The following is a 23,326-nucleotide window of genomic DNA, read 5'->3' as shown; positions in this document are numbered from 1 at the left end:
CGGGCCGACGGGTGATGCGGCGACACGCCCCGAAAGCCCGCCCAACAGCCCCGGATCCTGCGTATAGTCAAGGGGCCGGGGCCCTACTTTCCCCCAAACGAAAAACCCGTGCACCGGCTGCAGAACTGGGCTGCATCAGACGGATGAGCCATGCCCTGCAGGGTACTTAGGGCCATGATTCGATTCGAAAATGTCACCAAGGTTTACGACCAGAAAGCCCGACCGGCACTGGATTCCATCGACCTTGAGATAGACCGCGGCGAATTCGCCTTCCTCGTCGGCGCCTCAGGCTCCGGAAAGTCCACCTTCCTCCGGCTGGTGCTGAAAGAAGACCGCGCCACCTCCGGCGCCGTGTACGTTGCAGGCCAGAATGTCGCCAAAATTTCCAGTTGGCGCGTTCCGCGACTCCGCCGCGGCATCGGCGTTGTCTTCCAGGACTTCCGCCTCCTGCCACAGAAGAATGTTTTCGCAAACGTCGCCTTCGCCATGCAGGTCATCGGCAAGAGCCGCAGCGTGATCCGCGATACGGTTCCCGAGGTCCTTAAGACAGTCGGCCTCGAAGGCAAGGAACACCGCATGCCCCACGAGCTGTCCGGCGGTGAGCAGCAGCGCGTTGCCATCGCCCGCGCCGTGGTCAACCGGCCCGGGATCCTCCTCGCGGACGAGCCAACGGGAAACCTCGATCCCACCACCTCCATGGGAATCATGGGCGTGCTGGACAAGATCAACCAGAACGGGACCACGGTGGTGATGGCCACCCACGACGACGACATCGTCAACGAAATGCGCAAGCGCGTGGTGGAACTGAAGAACGGCGTCGTGATCCGCGACGAAGCCAAAGCCCTGTACACCTCGATGATTCCCGTCGTCGGCCAGTCCCGGCGCCTGAAGGACGCCAGCGGCAGGGAAAATCCCGACGCCGGTCTGCCGGGCAACGGCGCTGAAGGCGAGGCCCAGCGGTGAGGCTCGCATTCATTCTTTCCGAAATTGGCAGCGGCCTGCGCCGGAACCTTTCCATGGTGGTATCGGTCATCCTGGTGACCTTCGTGTCGCTCACGTTCGTGGGCGCGGCCGGCATGCTGCAAATGCAGATCAACCAGATGAAGGGCTACTGGTACGACAAGGTCCAGGTGGCCATCTTCCTCTGCAGTGACGGGTCGACGGCGCCCGGTTGCGCGTCCGGGCCGGTAACCCCTGAACAGCAGCAGGGCCTGAACGCACTCCTGGAATCCCCGGCTGTGGCGCAGTACATCAACGACTTCCAGTTCGAGTCCAAGGATGAGGCGTACAAGCACTTCAAGGACCAGTTCTCCAATTCGCCCATCGTGGATTCGGTAACCCCGGACCAGCTGCCGGCTTCGTTCCGGATCAACATGAAGGATCCAGAGAAGTACCAAATCATCAGTGAGACGTTCTCCTCCCAGCCCGGCGTGGAGACGGTCATCGACCAGAGGCAGCTGCTCGAACGTCTCTTCTCGGTGATGAACGGGGCATCCCTGGTGGCCGTGGGCATCGCCGGCGTCATGATCGTCTGCGCCATCCTGCTCATCGCCACCACGATCAGGCTCTCCGCCTTCAGCAGACGCCGGGAGACCGGAATCATGCGGCTTGTGGGTGCCTCCAAAACCGTCATCCAGCTGCCGTTCATCCTCGAGGGCGTCATCGCGGCGGTCATCGGCGCCGCCCTGGCTTCGGGCACACTGTGGGCCGTAGCGCAGTTCTTCCTGGGCGACTACATGTCCCGCCAATACCCGGACACGGCCTTCATCTCGTCCGGCCAGACCCTCATCCTCGCACCGGCACTGCTGATCCTTGGCGGATCCTTGGCAGGAATTTCGTCCCTCTTGACACTACGCAGATACTTGCGCGTTTAGGCTGTGCACACCAACCAAGGAATGCCCATGAACGTTACTGATCAAACCGCGCCCCACGCCAGGGGAAACCGGGGACGGGCCGCTGCCCGCCGCTTGAGTCTCGTCAGCGGCGTGCTCACCGTCATCCTTTCTGCAGGCATGGCCGTAGCAACCCCCGTGGCGTTCGCAGACGACCTCGAGGACCGGAAAGCCGCGCTTGAGGCGGAGGCTGCCCGCGTCCAGGCGTCCCTGGAGTTCGTCGATTCGCGTATCGCAAAGGCCGCCGGCGACCTGGTGATCTACCAGGGACAGCTCCCGGGGGCACAGCAGGCGCTGCTCGACGCGCAGGGGCGCGTCGCCAGCGCAGTCAAGGAATCGGAGGCACTGGCTGCAAGAGTCGACATGGCGCAGCAAAACAAAGCCAAGATCACCCAGCAGCTGGAAACCGACAAGCAGAAGATTGCCGATACCAAGAAACTGATTGGCCAGATCGCGACCCAGGCCTACAAGTCCGGCGGTGTCCCCTCCAACCTGTCGCTCTTCTTCGGTTCCAACAGCGGCAGCAGCCTCACCGACACCATGGACCTCGCCGACCAGGCCATGCGCAGCCAGAACGCCGCCATGGACAAGCTGAACCAGCAAAACGCGACCAACGTGAACTCGGAAGCCCGGCTCCAGGCTGTGGAAGCGGAAATCAAGGACCTTAAGGCCAAAGCCGACGCCGCGCTTGAACGGGAAAAGGCTGCTCGCGACGAAGCAGCCGCCAAAAAAGCCCAAGTAGACCAGCTGATTGCCGACACCACCCGTCTCGACGCCGAGCTGCAGGCTGCCAAGCCCGGAATCCAGGCGCAACTGGCGGGCGTCCAGGCCAACCAGAACCAAGTGGCCAACGAGATCGCCGAACGTGACCGCAAGGCCCGTGAGGCATGGGAGGCGGAGCAGCGCCGGCAGGCTGAGGCCGCAGCTGCTGCCGCCGCTGCAGCAGCCGCGGCAGCGAACCGCCCCGCCCCGCCTGTTCAGCCGTACGTCCCGCCGGCAGCCGGCTCGCCGTCGGCCTTTGGCCTGCGCCATCCCTTCGATGGCAGCATCCCCATCACCTCCGGCTTTGGCTACCGCACCACTCCGCCGGGAACCATCGACTTCTACGGCACGGGCGGGTACATGCACACCGGCATCGACTTCGGTGCTGCCTGCGGTACGCCCGTGTACGCGGCGGCCGCCGGGGAAGTCTTCAGCTCAGGGTGGAACTCCGCCGACGGCGGCGGGTGGCGTGTCAAGATCGATCACGGCATGGTGCAGGGCAACACCCTGACCACCATCTACTACCACAACTCCAGCATCGTGGTCTCGAACGGCCAAAGGGTCTCGCAGGGGCAACTCATCGCCTACTCGGGCAGCACCGGTAACTCCACCGGCTGCCACGCCCACTTTGAGACCTGGCTTAACGGCCGGGCCGTCGACCCCATGGGGCTGCTGTAGGCGGTAGCGGCTGCCGTAGACTGGTATAGCTCCGGCGCCACTGGCCCGGACCGTCCAACCTGAACCTGAGGAGTTGTCCCGTGCCGAAAGAAAGTGGCCGGAAGGTGGTGGCCACCAACCGCAAGGCCCGGCATGACTATCACGTGCTGGACACGTACGAGGCCGGCATCGCGCTGATGGGCACCGAAGTGAAGTCCCTGCGCGAGGGGCACGCCTCCATGGTGGACGGATTCTGCACCTTTTATAACGACGAACTGTGGATGGAAGCCATCCACATTCCGGAGTACAACCAGGGGAGCTGGACCAACCATGCCGCCAGGCGGCGGCGCAAGCTCCTGCTGCACCGCGAGGAACTCATCAAGATCTCCCGCAAGGTCCAGGAGGCCGGGTACACGGTGGTTCCGCTGCAGCTCTACTTCGTCGACGGTCGGGCCAAGGTGGAAATCGCCGTCGCCCGGGGCAAGCGGGAGTACGACAAGCGGCAGACCCTGCGCGAGCAGCAGGACAACCGCGAAGCGCAGCGCGAAATGCGGGAGCGCAACCGGCGCCGCTAGGAATTATTTCGGCCGGGCATGCGTTAGTATGGGTAGTCCGGCAGGCTTGCCAGCCGGTTTGGTAACAAAATACGGGGATGATCGGTTTCGACGATGTTAGTCGCGACAGGTGAAGCGGGCCGAGGATGCAGATTTATCTCGTAAACGCTGTCTGCAAACCAATAAGTGCCAATTCTAAGCGCACTGACTTCGCTCTTGCTGCCTAAGCAGTAAGACAGTCCGTCAGCCCGAGGTTGCTATCGCCCCGGATCCTGGCGTCATTTAGATAGCCACTGCTGTTTGCTCCCGTCATCGGAGCAAACGGGACTTTTAGGTGACTGGGCCCGGATCAGCCAGCTGTTTGCAGCATGGCTGGGGCCGAGAAAATCCGACGCAAACTGCGCCCGGAGAAGCCCTGACAACACGACATCGGACGGGGGTTCAATTCCCCCCATCTCCACGAGTGTGGTGAGTCGGGACATCCTTCACGGATGAGTCGAGTCATCGGTAACACCCCGGTCTTCGGACCGGGGTGTTTTTCTTTGCCGACAGGGCTTGCCGTACCAGGAATGCCGGCCGGGCCTAAGTGCTCTACCGGGGCGGCCGGCTTGGCCCTATCGTCGAGGCATGCACAACGACCCGGCGCAACTGCCCACCGAAGTCCTGGACGCCGCAACGTGCTGGGACCTCCTCCACGGCGTGTCCGTCGGCCACCTGGCGGTGCTGGTGGACGGTTATCCGGAAGTTTTCCCCATCAACTACAAAGTGGACCAGCAGTCAATTGTTTTCCGCACCGGGGAAGGAACCAAGCTGCGGGCCGCCGGGGGCCCACTCGCCGTCGCGCTTGAAGCAGACGGCCATGACGACTCCAAAGCCTGGAGCGTGCTGGTCAAAGGCAAAGCCGTCATCCTGGAGCCCACCCAGGAGCTCCTAAGGGGAGCCGCCTTGACGTTGTTTCCCTGGCAGGCCGGACAAAAGGACCACTTCGTCCGCATCGTCCCCACAGCCGTCAGCGGCCGGCGCTTCGCCATCACGCCGCCCCTGACGTGGTGGAACCATATAGGCGACAAAGCGGCCAGGGACACCGCGTAGCCGACCGGCGGGCCAATGGGCCCTTTGCTGGACGCCTGCTTGCTGGTAGCACTTGACCTATGATCGCGTCGCCCACCGCCGCTGCTGCCAAGCCACCGTTTGACGCCGTCATCTTCGACCTCGACGGAGTGGTCACCAACACGGCGCTGGTGCACCAGGCCGCATGGAAGGACGCCTTCGCCAGGATATTGCAAGACCCAAGGATTCCGCCGGGCACCGACCGCGCCCCGCTCAGCAGAGCGGACTACCTCACCTACATCGACGGGCGTCCCCGCGAGGAAGGAGTGGTGCGCTTCCTTGCCGCCAGGGGAGTGCCCCTTGAGAAGGGGGAGGAAACAGATGACGCTGGAGCCTGGACAGGATTCGGCCTGGGCCGGTGGAAAAACGAGCTGTTCCTGGAACACCTCCGGAGGGACGGTGTCCAAAGCTACCCCGGAACCCTGCAACTGCTGCACCGGCTCACCGAGGCTGCCGTGCCCATGGCCGTGGTCACTTCGAGCCGAAACGCGGCATCGGTCCTGGAAGCAGCGGGCCTCAAGGAATTCTTCACTGTGGTCATGGATGGTGCGACGGCGGCAGGGCTCGCGCTGCAGGGGAAGCCGGCCCCCGATGTCTTCCTGGCTGCCGCAGCAAGGCTTGGTGTCACTCCGGCCCATGCCGTGGTGATTGAGGACTCCGCCGCCGGTGTCGAAGCCGGGCGTCGCGGCGGTTTCGGGCTGGTGGTGGGAATAGACCGGACGGGGAACCGCCGTCACCTCGAAGCCGCGGGTGCAGACACGGTCCTCAATGATGTGGGGGAGCTTGACCTGGGCCAGGTGATTGGCAACGCGTGGCACCTTGTGTTCGAAGGTTTCGACGCCGGGCACGAGGGTCACCGGGAGGCCTTGACCACCCTTGGCAACGGGTACCTGGGCGTCCGTGGCGCGGCCCCCGAGGGCGGCCCCTACAGCTATGCAGGCATGTACCTTGCCGGCATCTACAACCGTGTCATGGCGAAGTCCGCCGACGAGATGCTGCTGGAAGAACACATGGTCAACGCACCCAACTGCCTTCCCCTCGACCTGCGCCTGGCCGGCCAGGAATGGTGGTCCGGAGGCGGCCTGTCCGTCGTGCGCGAGCGCAGGGTCCTGGACCTCAGAAGGGCGGTGCTGGAGCGAAGGCTCTTGCTGGAGGGGGCTGACGGGCGGCGCCTGGAGGTGGCGCAAACCCGGTTCGCGTCCATGGCCGAGCCCCACCTGCTGGTCCTGCAGACGGCTGTCACCGCATTGGGCTGGAGTGGCCCGGTGGAGGTCCGCAGCGGAATTGACGCCGGAGTCCGCAACGCCAACCTTCCCGAACGTGCCCAAGGCTCAGATGTGCACTTGGCCGATAAAACGGTCCCGAAGAATCCGGACCCGGCGGTGCATCCTGACGGGACCTCCGTCGTCGAGGTTGAAACCACCCAAAGCCTCATCCGCATCGCAGCGGCTTACCGGACGCAGGTGTCCCCGGCGGCCGCAGGAATTACCGACGGCGTGAGCGGCGCCTTCCATTTCCAGAACCTGCTCGTCCGCCTCGAAGCCGGCACCACGGCGCGGATCACCAAATCAGTGGCGGTGGTGACGTCCCGCGACCGGGCCATCTCCTCGCCCGAAACGGGGGCCCATGCGGTGCTTGAGCGCGCGGCCGGGGATTTCGATGCGCTGCTCGCCGCCCACGAGGAAGCCTGGCGGCGGGAGCTCCGTCCGTTCCTGGTGGAGATTGACGCCCCCGTGCCCGTGCGCATGGTCCTCAACCTGCACATCTTCCACCTGCTGCAGACACTGACCCACCACACGGCCGAACTGGATGCCGGGGTGACGGCCCGCGGACTCCATGGCGAGGGCTACCGGGGCCACGTCTTTTGGGATGAGCTGTTCGTCCTCCCGGTGCTCACCTCACGGACCCCGGATATCGCCCGCTCCGTACTCGACTACCGGTGGCGCAGGCTCCCCGCGGCCCGGCAGGCCGCAACGGCCGAAGGGCTGGCAGGGGCAAAATTCCCTTGGCAAAGCGGCAGCGACGGGACCGAGGAAACCCCCAAATGGCTGTTCAACGACCGGTCCGGCAGGTGGGTAAAGGACCATTCGCACCTGCAGGTCCACTCCGGACTGGCCGTCGCCTTCAACGCATGGCAATACTTCCAGGCCACAGGGAACAAGATCTGGCTCCTTCAGAAGGGTGCTGAGCTGGTGATTGAGGTAGCCCGCTTCTTCCGCTCCCTGGCGGAGTATGACGAAAAGGGCGGCAGGTACCACGTGCGGGGCGTGGTGGGACCGGACGAGTACCACACGGCCTATCCGGACCGCGACAAACCCGGCCTGGACGACAATGCCTACACGAACGTGATGGCCGCCTGGGTTTGCTCGCAGGCAGCAGGCATCCTATCATTCCTGCACGGCAGTGAGCGTGCCGGACTTATGGAACGCCTGGGTGTCTCCGACGAGGAAGCCGCCGGATGGGCGCATATGGGGACCGCGATGTACGTTCCCTTCCACAGCGACGGCGTCATTAGCCAGTTTGACGGTTACGGGGAGTTGAAGGAACTCGACTGGGAACACTACCGGGACACCTACGGCGACATTGAACGGCTGGACCTGATCCTTGAGGCCGAGGACGACGCCACCAACCGCTACAAACTGGCGAAGCAGGCGGACGTCCTGATGCTCCCGTACCTCCTGGGACACGAAGGGCTGGTGGCCATCCTCCGGCGCCTACAGTACGCCTTCACGCAGGAGCAGCTCAACCAGACCATTGAGTATTATCTTGCCCGGACTGCCCACGGCTCCACGCTGAGCCGGGTTGCGCACGCGTCTGTCCTGGCGGGCCTGGACGCGGACCGGGCATGGGACAGCTTCCGGGAAGCGCTCGACGCCGACCTCGACGATACCCAGCACGGCACCACCCGCACGGGTATCCATTTGGGCGCGATGGGCGGCACGATCGACGTGGTGCAGCGCAGCTTCGCGGGGTTGCGGCTCAGCGGGGACACCATCCTGTTCGCTCCCAACCTGCCGACGGGGCTCCGCGCGGTTGCGTTTGAGGTCCTGTACCGTGGGCACCGACTCCGGGTCAACCTTAAGGACGGGCACATGAGCATCGCTTCCGCACCCGGCGACGCCGGCCCCATCACGGTGCACGTGTCCGGCAATGACGTGGTCCTTCCACCCGGCCAGACCCGGCAGTTCCCCATACCTGTAAAGGACCAGGGGGTGGCCGCATCATGAGGCGGCTGGGAATCCTCACCAGCGGTGGAGACTGCCCTGGGGTCAACGCGGTCATCCGGGGAGCAGTGCTGGGTGGAGACGTGGCGCACGGGTACGAATTCCTGGGGTTCCGGGACGGGTGGCGGGGTGTCCTGGAGCAGGACGCCGTACCTTTGCCCCGAACCAGCGTCCGCGGTATCTCCCGGCTCGGCGGCACCATCCTTGGCACCTCCAGGACCAACCCGCTGGTGGGGAAGGGGATCGACGGCGTCCGTGCCTCCTTCCGCCGGAACGGCCTGGACGGCCTGATCGCCATCGGGGGAGAGGGGACCCTCGCGGCGGCCCGGGAACTGTGCGGGCAGGGCATCAACGTAGTAGGTGTGCCAAAGACCATCGACAACGATCTCGGCGCCACGGATTACACGTTTGGCTTTGATTCGGCGGTCCAGACTGCCACCGAGGCCATCGACCGCCTCCGGACCACCGGTGAGTCACACCACCGGTGCATGGTCGCAGAGGTCATGGGCCGCAACGCCGGCTGGATTGCGCTCCATGCGGGGATGGCATCCGGCGCGCACGCCATCCTGGTCCCCGAGCACCCCGTGTCGCTGGACCAGGTCTGTTCGTGGGTGGTTTCGGCCCGCGACCGTGGAAGGGCGCCCCTGGTGGTGGTCGCGGAAGCCTTCGCGCCCGAGGGACACCAGGCACCCTACGCGCCCCGCGGCCTGGATACCTTCGGCCGGCCACGCCTGGGCGGCATCGGCCTGCTGCTCGAGGGAGAACTGCAGACGAGGACCGGAATCGAAACCCGTGCCACGGTCCTGGGCCACATCCAGCGCGGTGGTGAACCCACAGCCTTCGACCGGGTCCTCGCCACCAGGCTGGGCCTTGCCGCCGTCGAGTCCGCAGCGGCAGGCAGATGGGGCACCATGGTCTCGCTCCGCGGCACCGAAATTGTCAACGTTGGCCTGGAGGAAGCGCTGGGGACACTGAAAGTGGTTCCGGAGTCGCGTTACCAGGAGGCCGCCGTCTTGTTCGGGTGACGGTCGTGCTCCGGCCTGACCCGCAGGATGGCCGATCCTGTGATCCTGTCGGCGGCCAGGTCTTCGAGGGCCTTGTCCGCGGCCTCGAACGGGTAGGCGGTGGTGGTGAGGGCCAGGGAAAGCCTTGCCGCCAGGGTGAGGAACTCGCGCCCGTCAGCCCTGGTATTGGCGGTCACGCTGCGCACTTGGCGTTCGAAGAAGAGTTCCCTGCCGTAATCCAGGGCAGGGATTTCACTTAGGTGGATCCCCGCAATGGCCAAGGTCCCGCCACGGTCCAGGGCACGCAGCGCGACCGGGACCAGGCGGCCCACCGGCGCAAAGAGGATGGCGGAATCGAGCGGTACAGGCGGCGTATCGTAGGCATCCCCAGCGAACACGGCTCCCAGCTCCAGTGCCAGCGCCCGTGCGCTGTCGGAGCGGGTCATCACGAACACGGAGGCGCCCTGTTTGATGGCAAGCTGGGCGGTGATGTGCGCGGAGCTGCCAAACCCGTAGATGCCCAGGCGGCCGCCAACGGGCAGGGCTGCGCGCTTCAGGGCCCGGTATCCGATGATCCCCGAGCACAGCAGCGGCGCGGCCTGTTCGTCGGTGAAGACAGCTGGCAAGGGATAGGCGAAGTCCTCGGCGACAGCCAGCTGCTCGGCATAGCCTCCGTCCCTGTCCCAGCCCGTGAACACCGGTGACGTGCACAAATTCTCGTCGCCGCGGCGGCAGTAGCCACACCTGCCACAAACGCCGCCCAGCCATGCCACGCCAACCCTGTCACCTGCCGTGAAACGGGAACAGTCCGCTCCGGTTTCGACGACGACTCCGACAGCTTCGTGTCCCGGGACCACGCGGGGGCGGCGCGGGGAGAGGTCACCTTCGGCGAGATGGAGGTCTGTGCGGCACACACCGCAGACCGTCACGTCCACCAGTATCTCGTGGGCCGCCGGCCTGGGAGCTGCACGGGTCCCCTGGACCAGCGGGCGGGTGGACATGGGGCCGGGCTCGCCTACCCACCATGCGCGCACTGAATCTCCTGCCTGGAACCTGCGCTCGTGCACCGGCCGCCCGGGACCACCTACTCGAGGCCGGCGCGGGTTGCCTCGTCCAGCGGGGCCTGCCACAGCAGCGGCGCGTTCATCGTAAAGCGCCTGCCGGTCACCGACTCCGGCGTGATGCGGATGAAGTGTTCCTGGCCCACGCCCTGCCAGGGAAACAACGCGCGCCGGATGTCATCCAGGTCTGGTCCGGTGGGCGTTGTCTCGGCGGCCTTGCCCTTGACGACGACGCTCCACGCAAGCCCGAACTGGGAGCTGACGGCGTCTGCCTCCAAGGCCACCGTGGCATCCGACTGGATGGCCTGCTGCTTGGTACCGGCACCGGTACGGAAAACCAGCGTGCCACCATCAACCTTGAAGTTGACGGGAAACACATCGGGGTGGCCATCGGCGATGACGGCGAGCCGTCCCACCCCGGTTTGGCCCAGGAGGTCCCAGCACTCTTCAGGAGCGAGGATTTCCGGCACGGGTACGTTCGATTTGTCAGTCATAGGGCACAGCGTAGGCAACTCTACGAGATCGGAAAAGGGCACAAAGGCCCGGCAGGAATGGGAGGGGCCCGTGCCTGGACCTAGAGCCAGTCCGCGGAAAAGTCCACCGGCGGCCACCACCGTGTCCGGGACCTGACCGCGAAACGGCGTCCGGTGAGGTCCGTGGGGGTCAGGGCTACCAGGTGGTCCTTGATGCCGGGCTCCCACGGCTCGCGGTCGGCATCGGCGTCCGGGAGCGTCATCCGGGTCTCATCGAACGGTTCCGGCTTGCCCTTGGCCACCACGCTCCAGACCTCCGTGGCGTAAGGGTTCAGCCCGTCCACCTCGAGTGCCGCGACTGCGCCGCTAAGCAGTGCCCGCAGCTTGGTGCCGGGCGCGGTACGGAACACCAGCGATTCCCCGGCAACGGAAAAATTGACCGGAAAAATCTCGGGAACGTCGCCATTGATGACTGCGAGCCGGCCGATGTACGAGGATCGAAGGTACCGCCAGCATTCGTCGGGATTCAGCAGTTCTGTTCGAGACCCACCAACGGAATCAGTCATGCTAACGATCCTAGGGCCTGGAGTGCGGGTGTGCACGGGGGCAGCGTTCACCCAAGGCGTAGCCGGGACGGGACTGGATCCAGGCCGCCCACCGTTGATTCCCGTAAGGGCCCCAGAGGGCACGGAACAGCCGGAAGCGGCACTCAAAGCCGGAGGTGCGCCATGGACCAGGCGCAGGTACCAATACCAGCGGACGACGACGATGTCCTGGACTCGTACTCGCAGACAGTGATGCGGGTGGCAGCTGCCGTGACGCCCCACGTGGCAGCAATCGAGATGACGGCGCAGCGCCGCAATGGCCGGGTCAGGGTGGGCGCGGGCTCCGCCGTCCTCTTCACGGAGGATGGCTACCTGCTCACTAATTCCCACGTGGTGGCCGGCACCCGGCACGGCTTCGCGGTCTTCGGCGACGGCAGCAGGATGGAACTGGAACTCGTAGGCGCGGACCCGTTGTCCGACCTTGCGGTGGTGCACGGTTCCCGGCCGCGAATCCGGCCTGCAGAGTTCGGGGCGGCGGAATCCCTGCGGGTCGGCCAGCTGGTGGTGGCCGTGGGCAACCCGCTGGGCCTTGCCGGTTCGGTGACCGCAGGCGTGGTCAGCGGCCTGGGCAGGGCCATCCCGGTCTGGTCGGGCGGGAACCGGCGGGTCATCGAGGATGTCATCCAGACCGACGCGGCACTGAACCCCGGCAACTCCGGCGGTGCCCTGGCAGACACCCACGCCAGGATCGTGGGCATCAACACCGCAGTGGCCGGAGCCGGGTTGGGACTGGCGATCCCGATCAACGCGACCACCCGCAGGATCATCTCGGCGCTGCTGTCAGACGGAAGGGTACGCCGCGCGTACCTGGGCCTGGTGAGTACCCCGATGCAACTTGGATCCAGCGCCGTGATCCGCACCGGGCTGCGCGAAGGGCTCCGCGTCGTTGAGGTGCTGCCCGGTTCACCCGCAGGCAAGGCCGGCCTGTCGGCAGGGGACATCATCGTCACGGCCGGCGGCCGCCCGGTCAGCAACGCCGAAAGCCTGCAGCGCCTGCTGTTCGCCGATGCCATCGGGCAGCCGCTCGAGCTGGCCGTGCTGCGCGACGGCGCGGAACACCACCTGACTGCTGTCCCGGAGGAAATGACGGCCAACGGGGCTGGCTAAGGCTCGACGCCGGCCCCGGCACCAGGGGCGGGCGCGTCGGGACGGTTACTGGCTGACCTGAGGGGCTTCCACGTCGGCGATGCCTACGAAACGCGTCCCCACGCCGTCGTACTCGCTTCGGACGAAGCCGGGACGCACGGCGGGGACCTCGGACGGTGCGTGGTGCCCGCACACCACGAAGGTGAAGTCCGGCCACCACTTCTTGGGCCGGGCAGCCTCCTCGTACCCGCACACGGCACACTCAAGGTGCACCCAGACGGGCCGTTTGCCGGTGCGGTTGGCCCGTGACTGCACCAGCCAGGGCGGGGGATTGTCCAGGATGCTGCGGAGCTCGGCCTCGGACATCCACTTCGGCAGGCCATGGCGCTGCGCCATCTCCAGGGGAACATCCAGGGTTATTGCTGCGTCGCGTCTGCTGATCATCACCTTCCACGATACGGGAAGCAGCCAAATCGGCGGTGCGGCGGTAACCTAGCTTCCCAGGATGCAGCCTGGATGCGGGGTTTCGGTAGAGACCCACAACGCCGAGGCAACCTCATCCGCAAGGTCGAAGTCGCGGGCGCCGCCGGGCCCGGCGATGCGCACCATCAGTGCACCGCCGAACGGGCGCCGTCCCAGCACTTCGACCTGGGCGTCGAGGTCGATATCCTGCGCGGCGAGGTACCGCAGCAGCTCAGGATTGTCATCGCTGATGCGGGTGATTCTGCCGCTGTGCCCCAGGTCCAGCCCGGCAAGGAGGTGGGCGCTCGGCATCAGCACCTGGCCGTCCGCGGTGGGAATGGGATCGCCGTGCGGGTCCCGTTCCGGGTTCCCGAGTTTGGCGGCGACGCGTTCGATGAAGGTGTCCGAGACCGCGTGCTCCAGCTGTTCGGCCTCATCGTGGACCTCGTCCCAGCTGTAGCCAAGACGCTGGACCAGGTAGGTCTCGATGAGCCGGTGGCGCCGGACCATAGCCAAGGCCAGGCGCAGGCCGGACTCGGTCAGGGTGACCGCACTGTAGGGCTTGTGGTCCACCAGCCCCTGGTCCTTCAGCTTGCGGACCATCTCCGACACGGACGAATTTGCCACGCCCAGCCGCTGCGCCAGCTGGGAGGACGTGATGGGCTTGTCCTGCCATTCGGTGAATGAATAGATGACCTTGACGTAGTCCTCGATCGAGGAGGAGGGCGCGCTGGTCTTCACACATCCAAGCCTACCGGTTTGGCTGGTCCGGCAGCGCGCGCCAGCCGGGTCAGGCCCTGGTGGCGCGCCAGGCCAGCGTCAGGTAGGGAAGGTCGAGTTCCTGCCCCGGAGCATGGGCCAGGTGTTCATGCAGGTACCAGTCCAGGTTGGCAAGGACCTTTGCCCGCGTCGCCTCACCGGCTCGCAGGTAGTAGCTGCGCGACTTGGTCAGCTCCATCAAGTCGCCGGTGGTCACCCTGTCCTGCCAGTGCGTCACATGCCCCTTGAGCCCGTGGAATTCGGGCCCGACGACGGGCTTGTGGCCGGGCCGGTAGACATCGCCGGCGTGCATGATCCGGGAGAGCCGGTGCACCCAGGGGACGGAGGTGTCCAGTTGGTTCCACACCAGGCCCAGGGTTCCGTGCGGCCGCAGGACCCTTGCCAGTTCGGTGCTTGCCGCGAGGGGATCGCACCAGTGCCACGCCTGGGCAACGGTGACGACGTCGAAGGCCCCGCCGGGAAGGCCTGTCGCCTCGGCCGTCCCCGCCGCAGCCGTGGCGGCAGGGCAGTGGGCCTCCAGTTGGGCGAGCATGTCCGCCGAAGGGTCGACGGCGGTGACATTCAGTCCCATGGCCAGCAGTAAGGCGGTGAACTTTCCGGTACCCGCTCCCACGTCCAGGGCGTCATGGGCACCGGCGGGCACCAGCCACCGTGCCGATTCCGCAGGGTAGCCGGGCCGGACGCGCTGGTAGTGCCGGCCGCCGTCCTGGAAGCTCTGCCCGAGCTCCGTGCGCCGGCCGTGATCAAGCCTGGGGCCACCCCGAACCACGCGTGGCCTCCTTCTGGTGCTGCCTGCGGATGTCCTTCGAATTTACCGCATGGCCGGCGCCGGCCGGCAGCCGCCGTTACGCCGCTTAGTCGTCGAGGCAGGGGGCCGCACCGGCAGTCCCGGGGGTATTGGGCGCCCAGTGCGGGTAGGTGCGGAAGTCGTTGGCGGGCACCCAGCGGCCCGCGTCCACCACGTAGTCCCAGCCGAGTCCCGTGCTTCGCAAAGCCTGGATACCGGCAAGGAGGCGCTCGGCGTCCTCCAGCCGCGAGCCCACGCCGAAACTTGCCCGGAGGGAGCCGGACGGCAGGCCCAGGCGCTTCAGCAGGGGGTGGGCGCAGAAGCGTCCGTCGCGCAGGCCCACCCCGTGCTCTGCGGACAGGTAGGCGGCCACCAGGCCTGCGTCGTAGCCCTCGACCGAAAAGTTGACCACGCCGATGGTGTCGGTTTCCGGGTTGGTGTCCTTGAAGATTTGGTGGACGGTGACGCCGTCGATGCCCTGCAGTCCCTCCACCAGGAAGGAACGGATCGCGGATTCGTGCGCGTGCCACCGGTCCTGGTCGAGTTCGGCGATGACCTGGGTGGCGCGGGCCAGGGTGGCGGCGCCGAGGACGTTCGGCGAGCCCCCCTCGTGGCGTGCCGGGCCGGTGGCCCAGCTGACGCCGTCGAGCTTTGCTTCCTTGACCGCCCCGCCGCCGGCCAGGTGCGGCACGCCGGTGTCCAGCCAGTCCGGGCGTCCCACCAGGACGCCCGCGCCGAAGGGCGCGTACAGCTTGTGGCCGGAAAAGGCGAGGTAGTCGACGTTGTCTGCGGAGATGTCCACCCGGCGGTGCGGCGCCAGCTGGGCCGCGTCCACCACGATCCGGGCGCCGTGCTGGTGGGCCAGCGCTGCCAGGGCCTGGATGGGAAGGATTTCGCCCGTGACGTTGGAGGCGCCGGTGACTGCCAGCAGGCTGACGCCGCCCTGTCCGAGTTCGGCGCGGACGGCGTCAAGGGTGCCGGTGATGGTGTCCGCGGCAACGATGCTGCGGTGCGGGACGCCCTGCCACGGCAGGAGGTTGGCGTGGTGCTCGATGTCCAGATAGAGGACGTCCCCGTCGGGGCGGCCGTCCGTCCGCGGCAGGCAGCCCGCCAGGAGGTTCAGCGAATCAGTGGTGTTGCGGGTGAAGATGACCGAATCGTCCGGCCGGCCGCCCACGAAGTCCCGGACGATGCTGCGTGCATTTTCGTAAACCGAGGTACTGATCTGGGACGCGTAGCCGGCCCCGCGGTGGACGCTGGCGTAGTACGGAAGGATCTCGTTCAGGTAGGCGGAGACAACGGAGAGCGCCGGAGCGGATGCTCCATAGTCGAGGTTCGCGTACCGGATGTGGCCGCCGGAGATCAGTGGGGCCTGGATTTCCGCGCCGGTCACGGCGGCAAGGGGCCGGCCGGCGGCGGCACGGCGCTCGCCGGCAACACCGGCTTCGGCAATGGGCTGGGGGGAGACGGTGGCAGTTGTCACGAAGACCTCACTTGAATACAGGACTCCGGCATACGGAATCCGCGCTTGCCGCATCCACTCCGGACCGGCCTGGTCGTCACCCGGGGCACCCCGCCGCGAATGGAGGGTTGCCGGCCAGCAAACCGGGGTTTTGCGCTGGCACTCGTGACCTGCCTAAAAGCGTAGGACATGGGGCGGTCAGGCTGGAAGCCGCGGCAATTGTTAAGGGCTTTATTACGCAACATCGAATAAATGACGCCGGACACCCCCGTCTGGAGGTGTCCGGCGTCGCAATATTCGTTTATGTGGGCAAACCGTGGCAGTTACAGCAGATCGTCCAGGTACGGGTTGAGGCGGTGCAGCACCTCGGAGTGCAGGATCGAGTTGGTGGCAAGCGCGTTCCCGCCGAACGGTCCGTCCTCGCCCTCCAGGGAGGTGAACCGGCCGCCCGCCTCAACCACGATCGGCACCAGCGCAGCCATGTCGTAGAGGTTGAGCTCCGGTTCGCAGGCGATGTCCACGGAGCCCTCTGCCACCATGCAGTAGGACCAAAAATCGCCATAGGCCCGGGTCCGCCAGACGTCCTCGGTCAACCCGAGGAACTCGTCGAGGTTGCCGCGTTCCTTCCAGCCGCTGAGGCTGGAGTAGGAGAGGGAAGCGTCGGAGAGGGTCGATACGTTGGAGACGCGGAGCCGGGTCGCGGCTGCCAGGGACCTGCCCATGTACGCGCCCATGCCCTTGGCCGCCCACCAGCGCTTGCCGAGGGCCGGGGCGCTGACCACACCCACCACGGGTTCGCCTTCATCTACCAGGGCGATCAGCGTGGCCCAGACCGGCACGCCGCGGACAAAGTTCTTGGTCCCGTCAATCGGATCGATGATCCAGCGCCGCGAACCGTGCCCGGTGCTGCCGAATTCCTCGCCGAGGACGGCATCGCGGGGCCGGGAACGGGAGAGCTGGCCCCGGATGGCTTCCTCTGCCGCCTTGTCGGCATCGGTGACGGGCGTCAGGTCCGGCTTGGTCTCAACATGGAGGTCCAGGGCCTTGAAGCGGCTCATGGTCTGGTCATCCACGGAGTCGGCCAGGACATGGGCCAGGCGCAGGTCATCGTTGTAGCTCGAAGCGGGTTGGATCATGGTTACAAACTACCGTCTGCGGACGCATCTGCCGGGAGAACGCGTCAGTTGACGCTGCCGAGCTCCTTGGTTTCCTGCGCTTCCATGCGCGGATCCGCCCCAAGCAGCCGCCGGAGCGATGCCAGGCGCGCCGGGCCGGTGGGACCCGCGTGTCCGCCTGCCACCCAGTCGTCGAGGCCACAGTCCACCGCAGTCGCAGTGTGCTTGCACCCGCGTTCACAGTTTTCGATGCCGGGGGAGAGGTCCGGGAAGGAGCGCAGGATCCGGTCGGGGTCCACATGTGCCAGGCCGAAGGAACGGATGCCGGGGGTATCAATGATCCAGCTGCCGGCCGGCGCGTCCGCCAGGCGCAGCGCCAGGGCCGACGATGACGTGTGGCGGCCACGGCCCGTGACCGCATTGACTCCGCCCGTGGCCCGCTCGGCCCCGGTCAGTGCGTTCACCATGGTGGACTTTCCTACCCCTGAGTGTCCGAGCATCACGGTGACCTTGCCGTCGAGGTGGGCGCGGAGGTCGGCCACCGCCGCACTGTCCAGCCGGGCAGAGAGGCCGTCATCGGACCGCGCATCGATTCCGGACGCCTGCGCGTCCGCTGTGCGGCTGATGATCACCGGGAATTCCAAGTGCGTGTAATTGGACAGCAGCCCAGCCGGGTCCTTGACGTCGGCCTTGGTGACCAGCAGGATCGGTTCGATTCCGGCATCGTAGGCTGCCACGAGGGCACGGTCGATGAACCCGGTGCGGGGCTCCGGGTTGGCGGCCGCCACGACGATGACCAGTTGGTCTGCGTTGGCCACCACAGCCCGTTCCACGGGGTCAGTGTCGTCGGCGCTGCGGCGCAGGAGGGTGTGGCGGTCCTGGATCTTCACCAGGCGGGCCAGCGTGTCCGGCGCGCCTGACACGTCGCCCACGAGCGAGACGAAGTCGCCTGCAACCACCGGTGACCGGCGGAGTTCGCGGGCCCGCGCGGCGATGACGATGCGCTCGTTATCCGAGTCCTCGCCCACGACTGCCGTGTACCGGCCCCGGTCAACGGTAATGATCCGCCCGGTAACGGCGTCGTCATGGCTGGGCCGGTCTTTGGTGCGCGGGCGGGAACCTTTCTTGCTGGGGCGGATCCGGACGTCGGATTCATCCCAGGAGTCAGTGCTCCGCGCCACTGGCACGCCCTTCCGGCCCCGATGCCCCGGGAGCAGACTGGGCCAGCATGCCCGCCCACAGTTGCGGGAAGTCCGGCAAGGTCTTGGCCGTAGTGGCGATGTCCTCCACCTGGACGCCGCTTACCGAGAGGCCCAGGATTGCCCCGGCGGTGGCCATGCGGTGGTCTGCATAGCTGTGGACGACGCCGGCGTGCAACGGGGAGGGCCGGATGACCAGGCCGTCACTGGTTTCCTCGGCGTCGCCGCCGAGCCGGTTGATCTCCGCGACCAGGGCCGCGAGCCGGTCCGTTTCGTGCCCGCGAAGGTGGGCGATTCCGCTGAGCCGGGAAGGTCCCGTGGCCAGGGCACAGAGTGCCGCCACCGTGGGAGCCAGTTCACTGGTGTCGGCAAAGTCGCCGCCCTTGATTTCGGGTCCGCCGATGACGGTCAGCACTCCGTCCGCCAGGGTGACCGTGGCACCCATTCGGGTGAGGATCCCGCGCCAGAGGTCGCCCACCTGCTGCGTTTCCGCGGGCCAGTTGGGGATGCGGACCGTGCCCTGCGAGGCCAGGGCCGCCGCCAGGAAGGGCCCGGCGTTGGAGAGGTCCTGTTCGATTCTCTGGTCGAACGCCTGGATGGGTCCCGGCGCCACCACCCAGTGGTTGGGGACCGAGTCGTCCACCGACACGCCGGCGCCGCGGAGGACAGCCACCGTCATGTTGATGTGGTCCAGGCTGGGCACCGGTTTCCCGACGTGCTCAAGGTGCAGGCCGTCGTCGAACCTTGCTCCCACCAGCAGGAGGGCGGAGACAAACTGCGAGGAGGCGCTGGCGTCAACCACCAGGTGGCCGCCCCGGACCGCCCCGGTGCCCTCCACCACGAAAGGGAGGGACGACGGCGTGCTGCCGTCCTCGGCGGAAACCGCGACGCCCAGGGCTTTGAGGGCTTCGATGATGGTCCCCATGGGACGCTTCCGGGCGTGCGGGTCGCCGTCGAACACGCTGGCTCCGCTGCGGAGCGCTGCCAGGGGCGGGACGAACCGCATGACGGTGCCGGCCAGCCCGCAGTCGATCCTGGTGGCGGATGGCGCCGCCGACGCCGGGATCGGAACAACCTCCAGGTCAGGCCCGAAGTCGCCGTCGCCAGGCACTTCGGTGATGGTCGCGCCGAGCTGCCTCAGCGCATCGATCATCAAAGCAGAATCCCTGGAGTGCAGGGGAGCCCGCAGGCGCGATGGTCCGTCCGCGAGGGCGGCCAGGACCAGGTACCTGTTGGTCAGGGACTTCGATCCGGGCACCGTCACGGTCGCATTGACGGGACGGGACGCAAACGGTGCGGCCCAGTACTGGCCAGGTGTTCCGGATACCCGGGTGGCAGCTGCTGCGGTCATTCGTGCCTAGGCCCCCGCGGCGTGTTCGACGGCGCGGCGTACAGTCTTGTCCGCCTTGTTCAGCTTTTTGGTGGTGGTCCGGCGGGCGTCGGCGGCCAGGTGCGAGGCGTTCCGCCGCGCGTCGGCGGCAAGGTGCTCGGCGCGCCAGGCCAGCCCGGGCTTGCCTGCCGTGTCCACGGAGGCGAGCAGTGCGCCCCCGCTCAGGGAGAGGTTCTTGAGCAGCTGGTTCCTGCGGTTCTCCCGCCCTTCCTTGCTGCTGATGTCCGCGCTGCGCCATTCCACGAAGGTGTTCAGGAGGGAAACGACAGTGAGCAGGCCGGCTGAGAGCCGGGAAAACTTGCCAAGGCCGAACAGGACACCGGCGCCCACCTGGGTACCGCCGATGACGCGGGCCAGGGTCTTCTCGTTCGTCTGGAAGGGAAGGGAGGCTGCGGCCTTGCGCAGCAGGGGTGAGAGCTGCTGGGCGGTGTCATCGGAGTTCTTGAGCTTGTCCAGTCCGGCAAGAACGAAACTGGAGGCAAGCATGGGCCTGGCGAGCGTGCGGACAAAGGACATGGATTTCCTCCTGGATGGACGAGCCGCGGCAAGCGGCGGAGTCGGTCCTAGTCTTGCACTTTTGGGGAATATTTGCCCGCGGGGGAGGGTTATGTCGACTGGGTCCGCGACGTGGGCCCTGGCGATCATTCACCCGATACAGAGCGGAGTTGGGCCTTGCGGAAGGTGTTGGACGGAACCAGGCAGGCGGGACCGGTGGAAGTGGACAAGCTTGCCACCGAGCCGCCGGAGTACGGCATGCCCCCGGCTGGGCGCCTGACAGTAGACTTGAAGGCAATGAGTACCCTGGATCCGGCCGTTGCGGCCATGTATGAGGCGTCCCCCGGCGAAGTGAACGGCAGGGCAGGCGCGGCGCCGCTTCCCGCAGGGCAGGCGCCGGCCGAATCACCGGCCGCAGCAGCGGAGGCTGAGGACAGCGCCCTGGACGTTGCCGCGGAGACCGTGGAACAGCGCCGCCTGCGCTTTGAGCGGGACGCCATGCAGTATGTGGACCAGCTCTACTCTGCGGCGATGCGGATGGCGCGCAACCCGTCGGACGCGGAGGACCTGGTCCAGGAGGCCTACACCAAGGCCTTCTCTGCCTTCCACCAGTACAAGCCGGGCACGAACCTCAAAGCCTGGCTCTACCGGATCCTGACCAACACGTACATCAACCTGTACCGCAAGCGGCAGCGCGAGCCGCTGCAGTCGAATTCGGACACCATCGAGGACTGGCAGCTGGCCCGGGCCGAGTCGCACACGTCGAGCGGACTCCGTTCGGCCGAAGCAGAAGCCCTGGACCACCTTCCGGATTCGGACGTCAAGCGGGCGCTCCAGGACATTCCTGAAGAGTTCAGGCTGGCGGTCTACTTCGCTGACGTGGAGGGCTTCGCGTACAAGGAAATCTCAGACATCATGAATACGCCCATCGGCACCGTGATGTCCCGGCTCCACCGCGGCCGGCGAATGTTGCGGGACATGCTGGCGGAATACGCCGCCGAGCGGGGATTCAAAACGGCCGCTGATGCGTCGGACGCGGCAGGAAGCAAAGCACAGGAGAACAGGAAATGAGCGACTGCCAGGGATTGGGCGACTGCGACGATACCCGGATGCAACGCATCTACGAGTACCTCGACGGGGCACTGACCCGCGAGGACATTACCGAAATCAAGAACCATCTCGATGACTGCCCTGAATGCACGGAGCAGTACGACCTCGAATGCGTCATCCGCAATATGGTCAAGCGTTCCTGCAAGGAGTCCGCCCCGGACAACCTGAAGAACGCCATCCTGGACCGGATCCACGCTATCCGTCCCGTCGAGGCGTAGTACCTGCACCACCTGCCCGCGAGGGCCGCAAACAGCAAAGGACCCCGGAAGCCGACTGGCTTGCGGGGTCCTTCGCTTGAACCGTAGTTCCTGGCATGTGCCTAGGTGTTGGGGCGCTTCCCGTGGTTCGCGCCGCCACGCTTACGGTCACGACGCTTGCGTGCACGCTTGCTCATAGCTGGCCTCCTTAATGTTGTACTCAAAAGAGCTGCCCTCCAGTCTCCCACATGATCCGGCGCCCCGCGAACCGGGAAACATCGGATGACCTGCGGCAGCGCGGCCCAACCGTGTCCATGGCGGCGCAGCGGGCGGGAGGCTCAGCGTTCCGCGTCCTCCGCGGTGCCAGCGGGGCCCGGAGCGTGGATGATGGTGGTCTTGCCGGACAGCGAATTGGTCCGGACGAGCATCAACTGCATGTCAGGGCCCGCAATGGTTTCCACCTTGCCGTTGGTGGGAAGGCACTGGCTGCCGTCGAGGATGACCGCTCCGCCCGCGGACTTCGCCACGATGTCAACGCCCACGTCGGCAGGCAGTGTGATGGTCAGGTTACCGGACACGGAATTGGAGCCGAAATCCTGGGTGTAGCCGAGCAGGTTGAAGCCAAGGTGACCGCTGACCGTATTGGTGCGCACGTGTGTGAAATGGCCGGAGGCGGTGACCTCGCCGGAGATGCTCTTGGCAGTCAGGACGCCCCGGTGGTTCCTGACTGCCACCTGGCCACTGACGGTATTGACCTGCAGCTCGCCGGAGGTGTCCTCCGCCGTGACTTCGCCGGACACGGTGTTAAGCCGGACGTGGGCAGAAATGCCGGACGCAAGTCCCTCGCCGCTCACGGTCCCTGCTTCCACCTCCACTCCCGGGGGAACTGCCACCGTGACGGCGACGGAATTGTCGCTGTTGTGGTTGACAGTCTCCATGAGGTTCTTGAACCAGCCCTGGGCACCGTGGAGTTGGTGCCGCACTTCCAGCCGCCCGCCGTTCAGGGATACCGCCACGGGGTCACCATGGACCTCGGAGAACTGGAGCCGGACCGAGGGAGCGTCGTGCTCGGTGATGGTGAAGCTGCCCCTGACGAGGCCCAGCTTCAGCGATGTCACGGCTTCGACGTCAATGCTTTGCGGGCCTGTGACGGTCCAGTTGCCTCCGGGCATGGTCCCCTCCAAAAAGCGATATATCGCGTTGATCCTCCAACGTAACGCCGCCGGACGGAAGGGTCAAAAACAGGACCGGGAAGGGCTACTGGGGGGCGTCCATGCCCAGCCACTGGAACCAGCCGCGGTGCAGCACCAGCCAGGCCATGAGGCCATAGCCTGCCTGGCCGGGCGTGCCTCCGTTGGCTGCCAGGTCCTGGCGCCACTGTTCGTGGTTGAGCAGGGGAGAGAAGGTGTCAACGTACAGGTGCTTCCGGCGCGTGGTGACATCCGCGAAGGCCGTGTTCAGTTCGTCCAGGCGGCGGTTCTGCGCGGGGTCGAGCGTGGGGGGTGGCCCCACCACGAACACCTCGATCCGGTTCTGGGAGGCCGAGTCCAGGATGTTGGCCAGGTTCAGGCGGCTCCTCGCGGTGGACAGGCCGAACTCGATGTCGCGCCCCGAGAGGCCGATCACCAGCCTGTTCTCCGCCTGGTCGCTGAAACGGCGGCCGGCTTCGTCCAGCCACCGTGCGGCCAAACCTTCAGTACCTTCCTGCGGGCAGGGGAGGGCGTAGCTCTCCAGGAGCATGCCGTCCTGGGGAGTGCGGGCCAGGACGCGGCCCAGCCAGCCAAGGGCACGGGGATCGCCCAGTCCGGCCAGCAGTTCGTCTCCTACAGCTGCGATCCGCAGCTTCCTGTCTTCCACGCGTTCCTCTTTACTTCGGTACGGGTTACTTCGGTACGGCCGCT

The 23,326-nt window shown here is 66.4% G+C and carries 24 protein-coding genes, 1 other RNA gene and 1 riboswitch; of the genes, 11 read left to right on the top strand and 14 right to left on the bottom strand.

Features of this window, described 5'->3' with window-relative positions; all coding sequences use genetic code 11:
- Positions 1 to 174 precede the first annotated feature (174 nt).
- The 8 genes from ftsE (at position 175) to ACFVTD_RS00975 (ending at position 9,224) form a co-directional block, all read left to right on the top strand.
- Positions 175 to 963, top strand: coding sequence for a cell division ATP-binding protein FtsE (ftsE, locus tag ACFVTD_RS01010; protein ID WP_387556814.1), 789 nt, complete (start codon positions 175 to 177; stop codon positions 961 to 963).
- Positions 960 to 1,874 (top strand): permease-like cell division protein FtsX, encoded by a 915-nt coding sequence (ftsX, locus tag ACFVTD_RS01005; RefSeq protein ID WP_387556811.1) that lies wholly within the window; start codon positions 960 to 962, stop codon positions 1,872 to 1,874. Before ftsE ends, ftsX begins: the two co-directional genes overlap by 4 nt.
- A 27-nt stretch (positions 1,875 to 1,901) precedes the next feature.
- Entirely contained in the window at positions 1,902 to 3,332 is a 1,431-nt protein-coding gene (locus tag ACFVTD_RS01000; protein ID WP_387556809.1) for a peptidoglycan DD-metalloendopeptidase family protein, read from the top strand.
- Positions 3,333 to 3,412: 80 nt separating this feature from the next.
- The gene (gene smpB, locus ACFVTD_RS00995) at positions 3,413 to 3,886 is read left to right on the top strand and encodes an SsrA-binding protein SmpB (RefSeq protein WP_141160006.1); all 474 of its coding nucleotides are present in this window, start codon (positions 3,413 to 3,415) and stop codon (positions 3,884 to 3,886) included.
- 73 nt (positions 3,887 to 3,959) lie between these two features.
- Positions 3,960 to 4,328: a transfer-messenger RNA gene (ssrA, locus tag ACFVTD_RS00990) on the top strand.
- A gap of 164 nt (positions 4,329 to 4,492) precedes the next feature.
- A complete protein-coding gene (locus ACFVTD_RS00985) occupies positions 4,493 to 4,957 on the top strand; it encodes a pyridoxamine 5'-phosphate oxidase family protein (protein ID WP_387556805.1) in 465 nt (154 codons plus the stop codon).
- A 59-nt stretch (positions 4,958 to 5,016) separates the two neighbouring features.
- Complete coding sequence (locus tag ACFVTD_RS00980) at positions 5,017 to 8,202, top strand: HAD-IA family hydrolase (RefSeq protein WP_387556802.1); 3,186 nt, start codon at positions 5,017 to 5,019, stop codon at positions 8,200 to 8,202.
- The gene (locus tag ACFVTD_RS00975) at positions 8,199 to 9,224 is read left to right on the top strand and encodes an ATP-dependent 6-phosphofructokinase (protein WP_387556799.1); all 1,026 of its coding nucleotides are present in this window, start codon (positions 8,199 to 8,201) and stop codon (positions 9,222 to 9,224) included. The genes ACFVTD_RS00980 and ACFVTD_RS00975 overlap by 4 nt, the downstream gene beginning before the upstream one ends.
- Here ACFVTD_RS00975 and ACFVTD_RS00970 read toward each other — a convergent pair.
- From ACFVTD_RS00970 to ACFVTD_RS00960, 3 genes are all read right to left on the bottom strand, one after another.
- The gene (locus tag ACFVTD_RS00970) at positions 9,194 to 10,237 is read right to left on the bottom strand and encodes a zinc-dependent alcohol dehydrogenase family protein (protein ID WP_387556796.1); all 1,044 of its coding nucleotides are present in this window, start codon (positions 10,235 to 10,237) and stop codon (positions 9,194 to 9,196) included. The genes ACFVTD_RS00975 and ACFVTD_RS00970 overlap by 31 nt on opposite strands.
- Positions 10,238 to 10,287: 50 nt before the next feature.
- Entirely contained in the window at positions 10,288 to 10,758 is a 471-nt protein-coding gene (locus tag ACFVTD_RS00965; protein ID WP_387556793.1) for a pyridoxamine 5'-phosphate oxidase family protein, read from the bottom strand.
- An 80-nt stretch (positions 10,759 to 10,838) separates the two neighbouring features.
- Positions 10,839 to 11,303: a pyridoxamine 5'-phosphate oxidase family protein gene (locus ACFVTD_RS00960; RefSeq protein ID WP_387556790.1), complete on the bottom strand. Its 465-nt coding sequence runs from the start codon at positions 11,301 to 11,303 to the stop codon at positions 10,839 to 10,841.
- A 162-nt stretch (positions 11,304 to 11,465) separates the two neighbouring features.
- On the opposite strand from ACFVTD_RS00960, the gene ACFVTD_RS00955 reads away from it, so the two are divergent.
- Complete coding sequence (locus ACFVTD_RS00955; protein WP_387556787.1) at positions 11,466 to 12,449, top strand: S1C family serine protease; 984 nt, start codon at positions 11,466 to 11,468, stop codon at positions 12,447 to 12,449.
- A 45-nt stretch (positions 12,450 to 12,494) separates the two neighbouring features.
- On the opposite strand, the gene ACFVTD_RS00950 is transcribed toward ACFVTD_RS00955, so the two are convergent.
- The 8 genes from ACFVTD_RS00950 to ACFVTD_RS00915 form a co-directional block, all read right to left on the bottom strand.
- Positions 12,495 to 12,872 (bottom strand): hypothetical protein, encoded by a 378-nt coding sequence (locus tag ACFVTD_RS00950; RefSeq protein WP_387556784.1) that lies wholly within the window; start codon positions 12,870 to 12,872, stop codon positions 12,495 to 12,497.
- A gap of 48 nt (positions 12,873 to 12,920) precedes the next feature.
- The gene (locus tag ACFVTD_RS00945) at positions 12,921 to 13,631 is read right to left on the bottom strand and encodes a metal-dependent transcriptional regulator (RefSeq protein ID WP_387556781.1); all 711 of its coding nucleotides are present in this window, start codon (positions 13,629 to 13,631) and stop codon (positions 12,921 to 12,923) included.
- Positions 13,632 to 13,680: 49 nt separating this feature from the next.
- Positions 13,681 to 14,439, bottom strand: coding sequence for a class I SAM-dependent methyltransferase (locus ACFVTD_RS00940; protein WP_387556778.1), 759 nt, complete (start codon positions 14,437 to 14,439; stop codon positions 13,681 to 13,683).
- 85 nt (positions 14,440 to 14,524) lie between these two features.
- The gene (locus ACFVTD_RS00935) at positions 14,525 to 15,940 is read right to left on the bottom strand and encodes an aminotransferase class V-fold PLP-dependent enzyme (RefSeq protein ID WP_387556775.1); all 1,416 of its coding nucleotides are present in this window, start codon (positions 15,938 to 15,940) and stop codon (positions 14,525 to 14,527) included.
- A 36-nt stretch (positions 15,941 to 15,976) separates the two neighbouring features.
- Positions 15,977 to 16,090: riboswitch (SAM riboswitch) on the bottom strand.
- A gap of 152 nt (positions 16,091 to 16,242) precedes the next feature.
- The gene (gene hisN / locus ACFVTD_RS00930; RefSeq protein WP_387556771.1) at positions 16,243 to 17,055 is read right to left on the bottom strand and encodes a histidinol-phosphatase; all 813 of its coding nucleotides are present in this window, start codon (positions 17,053 to 17,055) and stop codon (positions 16,243 to 16,245) included.
- Between the two features lie 44 nt (positions 17,056 to 17,099).
- Positions 17,100 to 18,215, bottom strand: coding sequence for a ribosome small subunit-dependent GTPase A (locus ACFVTD_RS00925; protein WP_387556768.1), 1,116 nt, complete (start codon positions 18,213 to 18,215; stop codon positions 17,100 to 17,102).
- Positions 18,199 to 19,584 (bottom strand): 3-phosphoshikimate 1-carboxyvinyltransferase, encoded by a 1,386-nt coding sequence (gene aroA / locus ACFVTD_RS00920; RefSeq protein ID WP_387556765.1) that lies wholly within the window; start codon positions 19,582 to 19,584, stop codon positions 18,199 to 18,201. The genes ACFVTD_RS00925 and aroA overlap by 17 nt, the downstream gene beginning before the upstream one ends.
- Before the next feature lie 6 nt (positions 19,585 to 19,590).
- Positions 19,591 to 20,139 carry a DoxX family protein gene (locus tag ACFVTD_RS00915; protein WP_387556762.1) on the bottom strand — a complete coding sequence of 183 codons (549 nt, stop codon included), beginning with the start codon at positions 20,137 to 20,139 and terminating at the stop codon, positions 19,591 to 19,593.
- Between the two features lie 237 nt (positions 20,140 to 20,376).
- Here ACFVTD_RS00915 and ACFVTD_RS00910 point away from each other — a divergent pair, with 237 nt between their 5' ends.
- Both ACFVTD_RS00910 and rsrA read left to right on the top strand, forming a co-directional pair.
- Positions 20,377 to 21,189, top strand: coding sequence for a sigma-70 family RNA polymerase sigma factor (locus ACFVTD_RS00910; protein ID WP_387558911.1), 813 nt, complete (start codon positions 20,377 to 20,379; stop codon positions 21,187 to 21,189).
- Positions 21,186 to 21,446 (top strand): mycothiol system anti-sigma-R factor, encoded by a 261-nt coding sequence (gene rsrA / locus ACFVTD_RS00905; RefSeq protein WP_141160023.1) that lies wholly within the window; start codon positions 21,186 to 21,188, stop codon positions 21,444 to 21,446. Before ACFVTD_RS00910 ends, rsrA begins: the two co-directional genes overlap by 4 nt.
- 101 nt (positions 21,447 to 21,547) lie before the next feature.
- Here rsrA and ACFVTD_RS00900 read toward each other — a convergent pair whose 3' ends face one another.
- The 3 genes from ACFVTD_RS00900 to ACFVTD_RS00890 all read right to left on the bottom strand — a co-directional run bounded on the left by ACFVTD_RS00900 (position 21,548) and on the right by ACFVTD_RS00890 (position 23,282).
- Entirely contained in the window at positions 21,548 to 21,622 is a 75-nt protein-coding gene (locus tag ACFVTD_RS00900) for a 50S ribosomal protein bL37 (RefSeq protein ID WP_369299106.1), read from the bottom strand.
- A 141-nt stretch (positions 21,623 to 21,763) separates the two neighbouring features.
- The gene (locus ACFVTD_RS00895; RefSeq protein ID WP_387556758.1) at positions 21,764 to 22,597 is read right to left on the bottom strand and encodes a DUF4097 family beta strand repeat-containing protein; all 834 of its coding nucleotides are present in this window, start codon (positions 22,595 to 22,597) and stop codon (positions 21,764 to 21,766) included.
- An 85-nt stretch (positions 22,598 to 22,682) separates the two neighbouring features.
- Positions 22,683 to 23,282, bottom strand: coding sequence for a GDSL-type esterase/lipase family protein (locus ACFVTD_RS00890; protein WP_387556755.1), 600 nt, complete (start codon positions 23,280 to 23,282; stop codon positions 22,683 to 22,685).
- Positions 23,283 to 23,326: the final 44 nt, after the last annotated feature.

The organism is Pseudarthrobacter sp. NPDC058119 (assembly GCF_042884655.1).
Taxonomy (GTDB): domain Bacteria; phylum Actinomycetota; class Actinomycetes; order Actinomycetales; family Micrococcaceae; genus Arthrobacter.
Note: the sequence above shows the minus strand (reverse complement) of the source record. Positions and strands in the feature narration are given on the sequence as shown.

Coding starts and splice junctions, on each gene's coding strand:
- ACFVTD_RS00910 (WP_387558911.1), top strand. CDS start 20,377: ATGCCCCCGGCTGGGCGCCTGACAGTAGACTTGAAGGCAATGAGTACC.
- ACFVTD_RS00950 (WP_387556784.1), bottom strand. CDS start 12,872: ATGATCAGCAGACGCGACGCAGCAATAACCCTGGATGTTCCCCTGGAG.
- ACFVTD_RS00985 (WP_387556805.1), top strand. CDS start 4,493: ATGCACAACGACCCGGCGCAACTGCCCACCGAAGTCCTGGACGCCGCA.
- ACFVTD_RS00960 (WP_387556790.1), bottom strand. CDS start 11,303: ATGACTGATTCCGTTGGTGGGTCTCGAACAGAACTGCTGAATCCCGAC.
- rsrA (WP_141160023.1), top strand. CDS start 21,186: ATGAGCGACTGCCAGGGATTGGGCGACTGCGACGATACCCGGATGCAA.
- ACFVTD_RS00980 (WP_387556802.1), top strand. CDS start 5,017: ATGATCGCGTCGCCCACCGCCGCTGCTGCCAAGCCACCGTTTGACGCC.
- ftsE (WP_387556814.1), top strand. CDS start 175: ATGATTCGATTCGAAAATGTCACCAAGGTTTACGACCAGAAAGCCCGA.
- ACFVTD_RS00895 (WP_387556758.1), bottom strand. CDS start 22,597: ATGCCCGGAGGCAACTGGACCGTCACAGGCCCGCAAAGCATTGACGTC.
- ACFVTD_RS00915 (WP_387556762.1), bottom strand. CDS start 20,139: ATGTCCTTTGTCCGCACGCTCGCCAGGCCCATGCTTGCCTCCAGTTTC.
- ACFVTD_RS00975 (WP_387556799.1), top strand. CDS start 8,199: ATGAGGCGGCTGGGAATCCTCACCAGCGGTGGAGACTGCCCTGGGGTC.
- ACFVTD_RS00965 (WP_387556793.1), bottom strand. CDS start 10,758: ATGACTGACAAATCGAACGTACCCGTGCCGGAAATCCTCGCTCCTGAA.
- ACFVTD_RS00955 (WP_387556787.1), top strand. CDS start 11,466: ATGGACCAGGCGCAGGTACCAATACCAGCGGACGACGACGATGTCCTG.
- aroA (WP_387556765.1), bottom strand. CDS start 19,584: ATGACCGCAGCAGCTGCCACCCGGGTATCCGGAACACCTGGCCAGTAC.
- hisN (WP_387556771.1), bottom strand. CDS start 17,055: ATGATCCAACCCGCTTCGAGCTACAACGATGACCTGCGCCTGGCCCAT.
- ACFVTD_RS01000 (WP_387556809.1), top strand. CDS start 1,902: ATGAACGTTACTGATCAAACCGCGCCCCACGCCAGGGGAAACCGGGGA.